Raw genomic sequence first — 15,511 nt, forward strand, 5'->3', positions numbered from 1 at the left:
TTTGAGGTTCTAAGGTACTAAGGCGCTGAGGGGCTAAGTTTTTTTTTGGTAATATTCCAATGGTTATCGAGAATAAGTTTTGACGTGTTGTTTAGAATAAAGATTTAATTTTTACTAATTTGTAACATTATTTAAGAAAACATGTCATATATAAATCAATTAAAACGATCAAAATTCAAATTGACTTATGAAAAAAACACCATTTTACTTCTTATTCATTTCATTTTTGTTTCTGGCTCAGCAGGGTTTTTCGCAAGAGCTCTATATGCCCAGAAATATAAAAGAGGCTTACGCAAAAGGTACTCGTTCAATGGACGGGAAACCTGGAAAAAACTATTGGCAAAATCATGGTAAATATACTATGGAAATTACGGTTGATGCCAAGACTAAAATAGTAAGCGGAACTGAAACTATTGTGTATGAAAATAACAGTAATGATACTTTGCATAATCTGCCTATTCGATTTGTAAATAATCTTCATAAACCATCGTCGCCAAGAAGCGGGGCTGTAAACGATGATTTTTTAAGCGCCGGACTTACGATTACATCTTTAAAAGTGGAAGGCGAAGTATATAAAGAAGATGCCAGAAAATGGGGAACGGTAGGAAATGTTAAACTAAATAAAGCAATTCTGCCTCATTCTAAAATTACAATAAATATCGACTGGAATTATCCTTTGTCTAAAGAAAGCGGAAGAGAAGGACAAATCGACGAGACTACTTTTTTTGTAGCCTACAGTTATCCGCGAGTTTCGGTTTTTGATGATTATAATTTTTGGGACAGATTGCCACATACAGATCGTGCTGAATTTTATAACGATTTTAATGATTACACCTATTCTGTAAAAGCACCAAAAAATTATGTGGTTTATGCAACGGGAGATTTATTAAATCCAGATGAGGTTTTGCAACCTGAATTTTCTGCAAGATTAAAAAAATCGTATTTAACCGATGAGGTTATGCATATTGCCAACGAACAGGAAATGAAAAGTGGCGTAGTAACCAAACAAAACGAATGGAATGTCTGGAAATTTGAAGCAAAAAATATTACAGATGTTTGTTTCGGATTAAGCGATCATTATTTATGGGATGCAAGTAGTGTATTGGTAGATAAAAAAACAAATCGTCGTGCAAGTGTTCAGGCGGCTTATGATATAAAAGGAACTGACTTTGTGGCTTCGGTAAAAAATAATCAGAATGCGCTGAACTTTTTCTCTAATAGCTGGCCGGGAGTTCCGTATCCGTTTTCTAAAATGACCGCTTTTCAGGGTTTTGCCGATATGGAATACCCAATGATGTGTAACGATTCTCAGTTAGGCGATCCTAAATTTGCACAATTGGTTCAGGATCATGAAGTAGCACATACTTATTTCCCTTTTTATATGGGAATCAATGAAACGCGTTATGCTTTTATGGATGAAGGCTGGGCAACTACTTTTGAATATTTAATTGGAATTGCTGAACATGGAAAAGAAGAAGCTGATAAATTCTATAAAGCTTTTAGAGTAGAAAATTATATAAATGATCCATCAACAGAGGAAGATCAACCGATTATTTCAATGTCAAGTCAGGTTTCTGATGCAGGTTACGGAAACAACTCCTACGGGAAAGCATCACTTTCTTATTTGGCTTTAAAAGATATGCTTGGAGACGATTTGTTCAAAAAAGCATTGCATCATTATATGGACAACTGGAATGGAAAACATCCAATTCCGTGGGATTACTTTAATTCGATGAATACAGGTTCTGGAAAAAATCTGAACTGGTTCTTTAATAACTGGTTCTTTACTAATAATTACATTGATATTTCGGTAAAAAATGTTTCTAAGAATGTAATTTCTGTAGAAAATAAAGGAGGTTTCGCTATTCCGTTTGATGTAAATGTTGTTTATGCAGATAATACAACCGAAACAGTTCATCAGACACCTGGAGTTTGGCAGGCAAATCAAAAAACAGCTACCATTATTTTAAAAGGAAAAAAAGAAATTAAACAAGTAAATCTTGACGGAGGTCTTTTTATGGATGCCACGCCAGCAAATAACAGTTGGTCAGTTAAGTAAAAAATAAAATTACAGGAAAACCGTCTTTCAGTACTGGAAGGCGGTTTTTTATTATATTTAATAGGACTTTAAAAACAAACGCATTATGATTAATTATGACCAGAATGTTTACAGAAAATTGTTATTACTATTTAGTTTTTTTCTGCTATTAACCAATTTAGGATTTGCTCAGAATAAAACCAAAATCGAAATAGGTACTATTGACAGTATTTCTTCTAAAGTTTTAAATGAAGAAAGAAAGATCTGGGTACATCTTCCAAGAAGTGCACAAAATAAAGGTTTTGCAAAACAAAAATATCCAGTAGTTTATTTACTCGACGGGGATGCCCATTTTAGTTCTGTTGTGGGGATAATTGAACAATTAAGCGAAATAAACGGAAACACCAATTGCCCTGAAATGATTGTTATTGGTATTACAAATACAAACCGTAACAGAGATTTAACTCCAACACATTCAGATATTGATCAGCCATTTGTAAACAAATCTTTGAGTGATGCGTCTGGAGGAGGAGAAAAATTTGCTGAGTTTCTGGAGAAAGAATTGATTCCGTACATTGATGCTACTTATCCAACAGCACCATACAAAACTTTGATAGGACATTCTTTTGGAGGATTAACAGCCATAAATATTCTAACCAATCATACTAATTTATTCAATTCATATGTGGCAATAGATCCTAGTATGTGGTGGGATCATCAAAAATTTTTAGCAGAAACAACCAAGAAACTTTCGACTAAGAATTTGACAAACGTTTCCTTATTTATGGCCGCTGCCAATACTATGGATGATAATATGAATATTGTAAAAGTTAGGAGAGACACAACCGCTTTTACCAAACATATCAGGTCAATTCTGGAACTGAATGATTTTTTGAATAAGAATAAAAAAAGCAACCTCAATTATCAATACCAATATTATAATGAAGATAATCACGGATCAGTGCCATTAATTGCAACTTATGATGCAATACGGTTTCTATTTAAATTCAATCAGCTTAAACTTTCGATATCTGATCGGGTTAATTTTAATAAAACAGTTTTTTCTAAGATCGAAAAACATTTTGAAGACGTTTCAAAACATATGGGCTATACTGTAAGTATACCTGAAAGTACTGTAAACGCTTATGCATATCAATCGCTTGGAAAAAAAGATATGGAGTTTGCGGGTTATTTATTTAAACTAAATGTCGCAAATTATCCACAAAGTCCAAATGTATATGATTCCCTTGGAGATTTTTATCAGGCAAATGAGGACAAGAAAAATGCTATCTTAAATTATCAAAAAGCGCTTGTGTTGGATAAAAACTTCACAGAAACGCGAGAAAAGTTGGATAGACTTTTAAAAAACTAATTATTTCGTGTAATTAAATGATTACAAATAATATCATAATTTATTAATAAGTCAAAGATCAGGTCTTTTTGGTATTAAAATAGCAGGTTTTTTATGTTTTAAGGTCAAAATAATACAAATGTGGAAAACCGTAAAAAAGTTTCGATTTAATGCGTTACGTTTGCAAAAAAAATAAAACAATTAAATTATTAATGAAAAACTACTTTATTGTCTTAATAATTCTACTATCATTTAAGACTTTCGCTCAAAAAGACCCGAAGACTGCATTTCAACAAAGTAGATACGAGTTGGCAGTGTCTTGTTATAAAAAAGATGATTTAAAAAAAGCTTTAGATTTATTTTCTGTTGCATCAAGAATTAAACCTGAAAATGATTTAGGTAAAGAGTCTACAAAACAAGTAGATGCAATAAAAACTATTTTAAGAAAAAATATGATGGATCAGGTTCTTGGTACCTGGAGAATGACAGGCGATAATCCAGTTTGGTCGCAAGCAGCAACTACAGCCGTTAGTCAGTCAGAGACAGAAGAAATAGTAGAAATAACAGCATATAAAATTTTGTTTTATGAAGTGAATAAAAAAACAAAAGCAAAAAAAATGACTAGTTCTGAGGATTTAAAGTATTATAACAAAGACGCTTCAGATGCATTGTTTTCGGATATTATTCTTTCAGACGGAACAATTTGGAACTGTTTGTTGGGTGAAAACGGAGATGTGCTACGTGTTATAAATATTGCTAAAAAAACGGAAACCGGTGTTGAAATCATTAAAAGTGATAATATAGAGCGATACTTTGTTAAAGTAAAATAAAAAAAGGGAATCAAATTTTGATTCCCTTTTTTTTATATGCTGTAATTCAATTTTACAGGAATTTAAAACCAACAGAGAAATTTGAGATTCCGGTTTTAATGCTTCTTCCTGAAGGATCTAGATCTGTAACACCGGCAAGGTATCGGTAATCTATTGTAAATCTCCATAAATCAACTCCGGCACCACCTAGAAAACTGCTGTTGTTTCTCTCCAATGCAATATAGTTAAGACTGTTACTTGCATCTATACTAGAATAATTTTTCCAGTTATATCCCAGAAAAACTCTCACATTTCCAAGTTTTCCTAACGGAATAATTTTAATCCCTGCAATTAATGTAGCATCTGTTCCACTTAAGTCATAATCAGTTTCTCCAATTCCTGTTTGCGATACGCTAAATTTAGATTCTGTATATCCAAATTCACCCTGAGCATAAAAAAGAGCCAGATTTACTCTTACAAACCCTGCAAAACCAACACCTGTGCCAGAACTTTTAGAGCTAAAATCATCAGTAATAACCGAGGTAATATTAGTAGAAAATTGTGGGCCAACTTGTATTAATTGTGCAAAACCATTTACACTAATACATAATAACACTGCTAAAATGAATTTTTTCATAACTGGATTTATTTTTTTGATCCATAAAAATAATTATTATTAATTACAATAGAATGATTTTTCTGATTTATTTTTTGTTATGTTTTTGATAATGAGATATCTGATGTTTTGATTGTCAAGAGAGATTATAATTGCAAAATGCCGTAAATTTGATGAAACTCAATATTATCAGTAAAAATGAAAATCATTGCAATTAAACCTTCGCAAACGTGGCAGATTAGACATGAAGTAATGTGGCCGGATCAACCCTTTGAATTTGTACAATTAAAAGAGGATGATTTAGGATTTCATTTTGGTGTTTTTGATGAAGATAAATTAGTTTCTATAGTTTCCTGTTTTTTTAACGATGATGAAATGCAGTTTAGAAAACTGGCAACGTTAGAAGAATATCAGGGAAAAGGTATCGCTTCAGAACTTCTTAAGTATATTTTTAATTTTGCAAAAGATAAAAATATAAGCAAAATCTGGTGTAATGCACGATCGAATAAAAAATCATTTTATGAAAAATTCGGCATGATTGACACGCATAAAAGTTTCAGTAAAGAAGGTCAGGAATTTACTATAATGGAAATTTTACTTGAAAAATGAAACGGAAAATTTAGAAATAAAAATAACAGCATCAGATATTTACGAATTCTGTAGTTTCTTTGTTTTGTCTTTTTATTTTGATTCAAAAATCATTTTCCATTCATTAATTAGTTACTGTTTAAGCATAAAATCACCCCCATATTTGCGAAATAAAAAGCGAAAAAAATTTGAAAACGTTTTCGTTTAACGCTACATGTTAAGACTTTCTTATTTTATTTTTTTTCTTGCAATCTTTTATTACTTTCGCACCCAAATGAGAAAGTTAATAGTATTTTTAGTATTCATGAATTTCCTTCTGCTAGGCGGAGGGCAATATCTTAGTGCTAATACTTTTTCTAAACATCATAATCTTGAACATAAACACAGAGTTAAGTTCACACGTCAGGATCGCGGAACTTCAGTAATGGAGGATAATGCTGATATCGATCTTGAAGAAGACCTTCTTGGGAATGATGATGCTAATTTGCTTACAAGTAAGTTTTTTGCTGCTTCGTTCAGTTTGGTGGATGCATTGTATCTGGCACTTTCAGATCAATCTGCTGCAAATGATTCCAATCGTTTAAAAATTTCTACGCCTTTCTTTTGGCATTCAAATCCTATCTACATTACTCAGAGAGTATTAAGAATTTGATTTATTAGTATACATCGGTTACCTTGGTTGTAATCCTGCATATCTTGTTGATGTATATTTTTTCTACTTCTTCTTATATGAAAGTTAAGTTATAACTATTTGGTGTCTGATGCATTTTTTCATCTAAAGGAATCACTGTATTCCAAGCATTCAATCGCTTAATTTCCAAACTCAATCATGAAAAGAATTATCTTGTTCACAGGCTTAATTGCCTTTGTGTGCCTTACTAGTTGTACAACTAAAAAAGAAGAAAAAGAAGAAGTGGAAACATTTACGGTAACAAATCCGGTAAAAATTGACACTTCGTTTACCAAAGAATATGTTTCACAGATTAAATCTGTGAGAAATATTGAAATCCGTGCCCAGGAAAAAGGGTTTTTACAAAACATTTATGTTGATGAAGGTCAGTTTGTTAAAGCTGGACAATTGTTGTTCAAAATTATGCCAAACATGTATCAGGCTGAATTGCTTAAAGCACAGGCTGAACAAAAATCAGTTGAAATTGAACTTCAAAACGCTAAACTTTTAGCAGATAAAAATATCGTTTCAAAAAACGAACTTAGTGTTGCTCAGGCAAAACTGCAATCAGCAAAAGCTGAGGTTTCATTAGCAAAATTACACTTATCATTTACAGAAATCAGAGCTCCGTTTGACGGAACAATTGACCGTATTCCTTTAAAACTTGGAAGTCTTATCGATGAAGGCGAATTATTGACCAGTCTTTCAGACAACAGTCAGATGTTTGCTTATTTCAATGTTACTGAGCCGGAATATCTTCAGTATCAAACTGATGTTCAGGATCGTGCAGAGACTAAAGTTAATTTGGTTTTGGCGAATGGAGATACATTTAAGCATAAAGGAAATGTTGAAGTAATTGAGAGTGAGTTTAACAACGAAACAGGAAATATCGCTTTTAGAGCAAGATTCCCTAACTCTGAAAAATTACTTAGAAATGGTGAAACAGGACAAGTTCAAATGTATCTGCCTCTTAAAAACGCTATTGTAATTCCGCAAAAAGCGACTTACGAAATTCAGGATAAAAAATATGTTTTTGTTGTAGACAAGAACAATAAAGTGACTTCCAGAGAAATTACAATTACAGGTGAAGTTCCTGACTTATACGTTATTAAAAGTGGTCTTTCTGAAAATGATAAGATTTTACTAGAAGGCGTTCAAAAAGTAAAAGAAAACGACAAAATTAAATATGAATACCAGGCACCTCAGGAGGTAATGAAACATTTACGCGTAAAAGCAGAATAGATTAGCTGGTTTAATCATTAAAAAAATATAAAAATGTTTAATAAATTTATACAAAGACCAGTTCTGTCGATAGTAATATCGCTGATCATTGTCTTTTTAGGAATTCTGTCGGTATTGAGCTTACCTATTACTCAGTTCCCGACGATTTCACCACCGATGGTAAATATTACTGCAGATTACCCGGGATCTAATGGTGAATTGATGATCAAGGCCGTTGTTATTCCGTTAGAAAGAGCCTTAAATGGTGTTCCCGGAATGAAATATATGGCTTCTGATGCCGGAAATGATGGTGAGGCTACGATAAAAGTTGTATTTAACTTAGGAACAGATCCTAATCAGGCGGCAATTAACGTTCAGAATCGTGTTGCTTCGGTAACAAATAAACTTCCTCCGTTAGTAATTAGAGAAGGTATTAAAATTACAAGAGAAGTACCAAGTATGTTGATGTACGTGAATCTTTACAGTACAGACAAAAATACCGATATGAAGTTCTTGTACAACTATGCCGATATCAACGTACTTTCAGAATTAAAAAGGGTAAATGGTATTGGTTCGGGAGATATCTTAGGAACACGTGAGTACGCAATGCGTATCTGGTTGAAACCAGACCGTATGTTAGCTTATAAAATTTCTGCCGATGAGGTAATGGAAGCATTATCAAGTCAGAGTTTGGAGGCTTCTCCAGGTAAAACGGGAGAAAGTTCCGGTAAACGTTCTCAGGCATTTGAATATGTATTGAAATATTCAGGACGTTTTACAACAAAAGAACAATATGAGAATATTGTGGTGAAATCGAATGGAAATGGTGAGCTTTTACGTTTGAAAGATATTGCAAAGGTTGAATTTGGAAGTTCGATGTATGATATCTATTCTAACTTGAATGGTAGACCATCTGCAGCTATTGTATTAAAACAATCTTTTGGAAGTAACGCAAATCAGGTTATTGAAGAGGTAAAAGCAAAATTGGAAAAAATCAAACAAAAATTTCCAAAAGGAATGGATTATGAAATCTCTTATGACGTTTCTAAATTCCTTGATGCTTCTATAGAAAAAGTAATTCACACTTTGGTGGAAGCCTTTATTCTGGTTGGTTTAGTAGTATTTCTTTTCCTTGGTGACTGGAGATCAACTGTTATTCCTGCAATTGCGGTACCAGTATCGTTGATTGGAACTTTTGTGTTCATGACATTTTTCGATATTTCGTTAAACTTAATTACATTATTTGCTTTAGTATTGGCAATTGGAGTCGTCGTCGATGATGCGATTGTGGTTATTGAAGCCGTTCACGCCAAGATGGAAGAGGAGCATTTGTCTCCATTTAAAGCAACGAAAAAAGCGATGCATGAAATTGCAGGGGCAATTGTAGCGATTACCTTCCTGATGGCGGCAGTATTTATTCCGGTTGCCTTTATGTCTGGTCCTGTTGGAGTGTTTTACAGACAGTTCTCGGTTACTATGGCAACTGCGATTATCCTTTCTGGTATTGTGGCATTAACATTGACACCGGCACTTTGTGCAATGATGTTGAAAAATAATCACGGACAACCTAAAAAGAAAACTCCTGCAAACAGATTTATTGATGCTTTTAATGAAAAATTCAATTTAGCACAAGGCAAATACCAAAATGTATTAGCAAAAATTGTTGATAGACGAGTAGTGACATTTGTTGCTTTAATTGGTTTTTGTATCGGAACATGGATCATTAGTAGTTCAGTTCCTTCCGGATTTATTCCAAATGAGGATCAGGGAATGTTTTATGCTGTTATTCAGACCCCTCCGGGTTCATCATTAGAGCGAACAAATAATATTGCAGAGCGCGTTCAAAAAATTGCTGAAGAAATAGATGGAGTAAAATCAGTTTCTTCGTTAGCAGGATATGAAATTCTGTCTGAAGGTACTGGTGCTAACTCAGGAACTTGTTTGGTCAACCTGAAGGACTGGAGCGACAGAAAAGAATCTGTTGTTGAGATCATGAAGCAAATGGAAGAAAAGTGTAAAGATATTGCTGGTGCAAATATCGAATTCTTCCAACCGCCAGCTGTACCTGGATATGGTGCTGCCGGAGGATTTGAACTTCGTTTGCTGGACAAGACAGGTTCTGGAGATTATAAAAGAATGGAGAAGGTAAATAACGATTTTGTTGCAGAATTGAACAAACAACCGGAATTATCAAATGTATTCAGTTTTTATAGCTCGAGTTTCCCTCAATACATGATGAAAGTCGATAATGATTTGGCGCAACAAAAAGGTGTTTCTATCGAAAATGCGATGAATACTTTGTCAACTCTTGTGGGTAGTAACTACGAAATCAGTTTTATTAAATTCGGAATCAACTATAAAGTAATTGTTCAGGCTTCACCGGAATATCGTGCGCAGCCAGATGATATCCTGAAATTGTATGTAAAAAATGATCGCGATGAAATGGTACCTTATTCTGCTTTTATGAAATTAGAAAAAGTATACGGACTTTCGGAAATTACTCGTCATAATATGTACACTTCTACACAAATTAGTGGTTCTCCGGCTGCGGGTTATAGTTCTGGTACTGCCATTAAAGTAATTCAGCAAGTTGCAGAGAAAAAACTACCAAGAGGATATGATATTGACTGGGCTGGTATTTCTGCCGATGAGGTGGCTCAGGGTAATCAGGCTATTTGGGTATTCTTAATCTGTTTAGGATTCGTTTACCTGGTATTAGCAGCTCAATATGAGAGTTTTATTTTACCATTATCAGTTATTCTTTCTTTACCAGCAGGTATTTTTGGAGCATTTCTTTTATTGAAATTTACAGGATTAGAGAACAATATCTACGCTCAGGTTGCTATGGTAATGCTTATTGGTTTACTAGGTAAAAATGCGGTACTGATTGTAGAGTTTGCGATTCAGAGACATGCAGCAGGAAAATCAGTACTTGAAGCTGCAATGGAAGGAGCAAAAGCGAGGTTTCGTCCTATCTTGATGACTTCATTTGCGTTTATTGCCGGTTTGCTTCCGCTTGCGTTTGCAACTGGTCCTGGTAAAATTGGTAACAGAACAATTGGTACTGCTGCGGCAGGAGGTATGCTTATAGGAACTATTTGTGGGGTATTTTTAATTCCGGGATTGTATTACATATTCGCAAGAATTGCAGAGAAACACAAATTGGTTAAACATGAAGAAGAAAACCCATTAACTGAAGAAATTGACAACAATCATGTATAAATTCAAAACATATCAATATGGCGTTGCATTAGGATTGTGTCTTGTAGTAGCGAGCTGTAAAGCTCCTGTTGCAGAGACTGCAACCGCAAGTGCGCCAGTTCCTGAATCATTTGGTGCTACTGCCACTCAGGACACAACAAATACATCAACTTTACAATGGAGAAGTTTCTTTAAGGATCAAAACCTTGTCGATTTGATTGATGTAGCCCTGAAAAACAATCAGGAGTTAAACATGACGCTGCAGGAAATCGAAATCGCAAAGAATGACGTTAGAGTTCGTAAAGGGCTTTTATTACCTCAAGTTGGTATTCGTGCCGGAGCTGGAGTAGAAAAAGTAGGAAGGTATACCAGCCAGGGGGCTGGTGATGCCACTACTGAAATTAAACCCGGAGTAGAAACACCTGATCCGCTTGGAGATTTTACTATTGCGGCTTATGCTAACTGGGAAGTAGATATCTGGAAAAAACTGCGCAATTCTAAAAAAGCTGCTTTAAACAGATATTTAGCAACAGTTGAAGGAAAAAACTTTGTAGTAACAAATCTTATCGCCGAAATTGCCGATTCTTATTACGAGTTATTGGCTTTAGACAGTCAGCTGGATATTGTAAAACAAACAATTACGTTGCAAAGTAACGCTTTGGAAATTGTAAAAATTCAAAAGCAGGCGGCGAGAGCTACAGAACTTGGAGTACAGAAATTTCAGGCTGAGGTTCTGACTTCAAAAAGTATGGAGTTTGATATTTTGCAGCAAATTAAAGAAGCAGAGAATAAAATTAATTTCTTGTTAGGACGTTATCCGCAGGAAATTAAAAGAACAAACAGCAACTTTTTGACTTTGTTGCCAGCTTCAGTAAGTGCAGGTATTCCGTCTCAAATGTTAATGAATCGTCCAGATGTTAAACAAGCAGAATTACAATTAATCGCAGCCAAACTTGATGTAAAAGTAGCCCGTGCCGAGTTTTATCCGTCACTTGATATTTCTGCGGCATTTGGAGTTCAGGCATTCAAACCATCTTATTTGTTTACGTTTCCGGAATCACTTTTGTATTCGTTAGCGGGAGATCTTGCTGCGCCATTAATTAACAGAAATGCTATAAAAGCCGAGTTTGCGAGTGCAAATGCAAGACAACTTCAGGCATTATACAATTACGATAAAACTATTTTAAACGCTTATTTAGAAGTATCTAATCAGCTTTCTAAGATCGATAACCTGCAAAAAGGTTATGATCTGAAATCACAACAAGTTGATGCATTAAACAAATCAATTGACGTCTCTAACGATTTATTTAAATCGGCTAGAGTAGATTATTTTGAAGTTTTAATGACACAACGTGATGCATTAGAATCGAAATTAGAATTGATCGATACTAAAAAAGAACAACTCAACGCTGCAGTTCATGTTTACAGAGACTTAGGCGGAGGTTGGAAGTAGAATGCCAATTTAATTAGTTATTAGTAGGGAAGACCTTCCAGAAGTGAAATTCTGGAAGGTTTTTTTATGGCTTTTAAGTGAATATATTTTATTAAAAAACAAAAGCCTTTCAATATAGATCTGAAAGGCTTTTGTTTATTTAGGGATAACGATTTTTGCTTTAAAACCATTGTCAGGTTCTGTTTCAAATTCAATAGTTCCTTTAACGACCTGAATACGGTTTTCTATATTTTGAAGACCGTTTTTTGAAATCTCTGTTTTTTTGCACCCTACACCGTTATCTGTATAGTTTATGAAGATTGATTTTTGATCTGTTTCAAATTTTATTACAACAAGATTTGCCTTACTGTGTTTCTTCATATTCACCATTAATTCTTGTAAAACCCGGCCAATTGTAATCTTTTTTATATCATCGATAATTTCCCAGTTTATACTTTCTAAATTAGTGGTCATAATATTTCTGTCGGCCGTATTGTAGGCTGAAAGCATTTCTTTTAAGCTTTTAGTAAAATGTAAGCCAATGTCAACTTTGTTATTCTCTCTGGAAATTCCTCTTACACGTCCGTAGATATCATCTAATTTTTGCAGAAGATTCTCTTTGGTGTTTTCTTTAGATAATGGCTGAGATTCAGCAAAAGCAATTACCTGAAATACATCATTTGCAAGTTCATCGTGTAATTTTTTGGCAATTCGGGTTTCAGTATCATACGAACTTTTAAATTCTATAGCCTTATTTTTATTTTTATAATAACGGATTAAAATGGCGATTAGAATCACCAAAAAGATAAAAACAATTACAAATACAATTCGCAGATATTTTGCTTTTTGTAACGATAAAAGGTTTTCTGCTTTTTCTAAACGAAGTTTTTCGTTTTCATCTTTTTCCTTTTTAGCATCGTATTTAATTTTAGCAGATTTATTTTTAAAGTTATTTCTAACTTTTATAATACTGTCGTTTATTCTAAAATAGTGTTGTGTATATTTAGGGGTATTAGAGCTATTATCATTAGAAATTAAAATTTGGAGCGCTTCCAGTCTTTCGTCGACACTATTTAGTTTTGTGGCCGTATTGTAAGCTTCGAGGGCATTTTGATCTGATTTCAGAACATCTTTTTTAGAATAATAATCCGCAAGATGCAGATAACTTTCAATGCTTCCATAAGTGTCCGTAATTTCATTTCTTAGTTGGAGCGCTTCAGTCATTAAATGGAATCCTTTTTCGTCCATTCCCTTCTTAAAATAAGCGTAACCTAAGTTATCTATAATTATAGATTCTCTAGTAGCTTGAGCTTTATCTTTTAAAGTTTTTTTGGTCAGTAAAGATTTTAAAAGAGTAATTGCTTTATCATATTTTCTTTGTTGAATATAAACAGCTGCAATATTGTTTAAAGGGCCTTGTTTTTCAATAGGATCTATTAATTCATTAGCAGCTTTTTTATAGTAAAATATGGCATCATCATAAAGAGAAAGTTCTTTATCAGCAATGCCTAATCTATTATTTATAGCAGCGATATAAGTTATATCTTTCTTAGTGTAAGGTAATGCCTCGGTCATTGTTTCTTTGCTACCATAATAATCTCCATTGACTTGTTGAATACAAGCTATTTGAATAAGGATATATCCAATGTTAGCGCTGTCTTTTAAAGTTTCATAAAGTTGTTTGGATTTATTAAACTCGTAAAATGAGGTATTAAAGTTTTGTTTTTCATAATTTTTAATTGCTTTATCTCGTAAACGAAGTGCCTCTTTTTGTATAGATTCTGTGTGAATATTAAGAGTTTTTTTTTCCTTACAGGAAAAAAGAAAAAGTAGTATAACAAAATAGAAAAACGGGGATCGTAACATATAAATTTACTTTCCCCGAAAATAGTAATTAATAGATAATAAATCAGATATTTATTAAGGCTTTTTTGGAGGGTTTGCTCCCGTACCAGAATCACCAGGACCATCAGGATTATCAGTACCTGCTTGCAAAGGCGTTTTTGCCTTTTCAATTTTCGTTTTAGGTTGAGTCTCATACTCATCAGGAGTACAAGAAAATATCGTGAATATTAGCGCAAAAGCGATAAAAAGTATTAGTTTTTTCATTTTAATTTAATTTAGAAATTAGACATAGGTATTGCTGTCCGGGATGATCCAGATTTTGGTTAAGACAATACCAAATTGATTTTGGGAAGTAACTTGTGTAGAACTGTAAGGCGTAATTTATACTTCCCGAATAAACCCGGTCTTACGGTTTTCCACAATGATAATTAGAACTAGTTTTATATTTTTGTTTTAGTCTGCAGACAAAACCTGAACTAATTTCTTATGCAAAGAAAAGAAGCTTTTACGCCTTTGTTGATAAGGGATTCCCGGAATTCCCGCGTTTTCCCGAGATTCCCACGAATTCCCAATAAAAGGAATTTACAAAGCCTGATTTTCTATTAAATGTTATTTAATTCTAAACAAATCTCTATAATAATAGATGCAAAAAATTCGACAAAAGTTGGTTGTGAACTATAAAAAAATATAGAAATAGTATAGATTTGAAGTAAAAAAGAGTAGAAGACGAAAGTAAAGGCATAGAAAAAATATTTTGGTGAATAATAAAAATGCAGCGTCGAAAGATGTTTCTAAAAAATACTAAATGAATAATACATTAGAAGAGTACAAAAAAGGAATAAAGATTAAATACGAGATCGAAAAAGAAGGCGAGTACTTCGATTACTTAAATAGCCCTTCACGAGGGAAACTCCGAGATTTATGTTGGTTAATTTTCGAAAGCACCCCAACGCAAGATGATCTGAATGTATTTAAAAATTTATTCTGCTTAGATTTCGATCATTCCAAAAAGAATAAGTTTAAGGAACAGAAAGATAAATTCAGACCTATTGAGACTTTCTTTAAAAGCGAAACAGATCCATCCAATATCGATGCGATCAATCTTGCAGCAGTTATGGTTGATTTTCAGCCTCGGCCTTTTAAAAAGTTTAATGAAAAATGCAGAATTGAAGAAGCAAAACAAATTGAAAGTGTCGGCAAAGAAGTAAAAGCTGAAAATGCAGGCATAGAGAAAAAAGTTTTGGTGAATAATGAAAATGAAGAGTCAAAAGAGGTTCCCAAAAAGGGAAGTCTTTTTTTGAATTTTAAGGAACTATTTTCTAAAAAATTGGCTCAGAAAATATATCCTCGCAAAATAATTACGATTGCAGTTGGAGCAGTTGCTCTGGTGTCATCAGCATGTTTGTATTTTGTGCAGAAAAGAGATTAAAAGGAAAAATTTCGAAATGAAATAAAATAGCATTTTGAAATAGAAAATGCAGGAAGCAGTAAAAAGAATGATTTTTTGAAGTGTAATTTAGGCGTTTAAAAAGTTTGTTTTTCGGCATATATTTACTGTTATTTAGATAATAAAGATAAGAAAAAAAATCCGTTAAACCTAGTAAATATCAGTAAAATAGCGTTTTTTTTACTGAAATAATCGTTTTTTTTTGGCGTTTTTTTGTTGTTGTTAAAAATAATTTTGGAAGTACTAAAACTTGTTTTTCCTGCAACTCAATTGTAGTAATTTTATATATTTAT

The 15,511-nt window shown here is 33.3% G+C and carries 12 protein-coding genes; 9 read left to right on the plus strand and 3 right to left on the minus strand.

Translation table 11 applies throughout. The features are described 5' to 3' along the window. Positions 1 to 187 precede the first annotated feature (187 nt). The 3 genes from KHA98_RS11135 (at position 188) to KHA98_RS11145 (ending at position 4,219) form a co-directional block, all read left to right on the plus strand. Positions 188 to 2,059: a M1 family metallopeptidase gene (locus KHA98_RS11135; protein WP_213258004.1), complete on the plus strand. Its 1,872-nt coding sequence runs from the start codon at positions 188 to 190 to the stop codon at positions 2,057 to 2,059. Between the two features lie 85 nt (positions 2,060 to 2,144). Continuing rightward, a complete protein-coding gene (locus tag KHA98_RS11140; RefSeq protein ID WP_213258005.1) occupies positions 2,145 to 3,410 on the plus strand; it encodes an alpha/beta hydrolase-fold protein in 1,266 nt (421 codons plus the stop codon). Between the two features lie 191 nt (positions 3,411 to 3,601). Beyond that, complete coding sequence (locus KHA98_RS11145; protein WP_213258006.1) at positions 3,602 to 4,219, plus strand: tetratricopeptide repeat protein; 618 nt, start codon at positions 3,602 to 3,604, stop codon at positions 4,217 to 4,219. Between the two features lie 52 nt (positions 4,220 to 4,271). Here KHA98_RS11145 and KHA98_RS11150 read toward each other — a convergent pair whose 3' ends face one another. After that, a complete protein-coding gene (locus tag KHA98_RS11150; RefSeq protein WP_213258007.1) occupies positions 4,272 to 4,835 on the minus strand; it encodes a porin family protein in 564 nt (187 codons plus the stop codon). A gap of 177 nt (positions 4,836 to 5,012) precedes the next feature. On the opposite strand from KHA98_RS11150, the gene KHA98_RS11155 reads away from it, so the two are divergent. The 5 genes from KHA98_RS11155 (at position 5,013) to KHA98_RS11175 (ending at position 11,947) form a co-directional block, all read left to right on the plus strand. Continuing rightward, positions 5,013 to 5,423, plus strand: a complete 411-nt coding sequence (locus tag KHA98_RS11155) for a GNAT family N-acetyltransferase (protein WP_213258008.1) — start codon at positions 5,013 to 5,015, stop codon at positions 5,421 to 5,423. Between the two features lie 253 nt (positions 5,424 to 5,676). Beyond that, positions 5,677 to 6,054, plus strand: coding sequence for a hypothetical protein (locus KHA98_RS11160; protein ID WP_213258009.1), 378 nt, complete (start codon positions 5,677 to 5,679; stop codon positions 6,052 to 6,054). A gap of 177 nt (positions 6,055 to 6,231) precedes the next feature. Then, complete coding sequence (locus KHA98_RS11165; protein WP_213258010.1) at positions 6,232 to 7,314, plus strand: efflux RND transporter periplasmic adaptor subunit; 1,083 nt, start codon at positions 6,232 to 6,234, stop codon at positions 7,312 to 7,314. Positions 7,315 to 7,347: 33 nt separating this feature from the next. Then, complete coding sequence (locus KHA98_RS11170; RefSeq protein ID WP_213258011.1) at positions 7,348 to 10,515, plus strand: efflux RND transporter permease subunit; 3,168 nt, start codon at positions 7,348 to 7,350, stop codon at positions 10,513 to 10,515. Continuing rightward, positions 10,508 to 11,947 (plus strand): TolC family protein, encoded by a 1,440-nt coding sequence (locus tag KHA98_RS11175; protein ID WP_213258012.1) that lies wholly within the window; start codon positions 10,508 to 10,510, stop codon positions 11,945 to 11,947. Before KHA98_RS11170 ends, KHA98_RS11175 begins: the two co-directional genes overlap by 8 nt. A 135-nt stretch (positions 11,948 to 12,082) precedes the next feature. Here KHA98_RS11175 and KHA98_RS11180 read toward each other — a convergent pair whose 3' ends face one another. Beyond that, complete coding sequence (locus tag KHA98_RS11180) at positions 12,083 to 13,792, minus strand: tetratricopeptide repeat-containing sensor histidine kinase (protein ID WP_213258013.1); 1,710 nt, start codon at positions 13,790 to 13,792, stop codon at positions 12,083 to 12,085. Between the two features lie 54 nt (positions 13,793 to 13,846). After that, positions 13,847 to 14,035 (minus strand): hypothetical protein, encoded by a 189-nt coding sequence (locus KHA98_RS11185; protein ID WP_213258014.1) that lies wholly within the window; start codon positions 14,033 to 14,035, stop codon positions 13,847 to 13,849. Between the two features lie 541 nt (positions 14,036 to 14,576). Between KHA98_RS11185 and KHA98_RS11190 the strand changes: the two genes are divergently transcribed. Next, positions 14,577 to 15,200: a hypothetical protein gene (locus tag KHA98_RS11190; protein WP_213258015.1), complete on the plus strand. Its 624-nt coding sequence runs from the start codon at positions 14,577 to 14,579 to the stop codon at positions 15,198 to 15,200. Positions 15,201 to 15,511 lie beyond the last annotated feature (311 nt).

This window comes from Flavobacterium branchiicola (assembly GCF_018383905.1).
In the GTDB taxonomy this organism is placed as follows: Bacteria; Bacteroidota; Bacteroidia; order Flavobacteriales; family Flavobacteriaceae; genus Flavobacterium; species Flavobacterium branchiicola.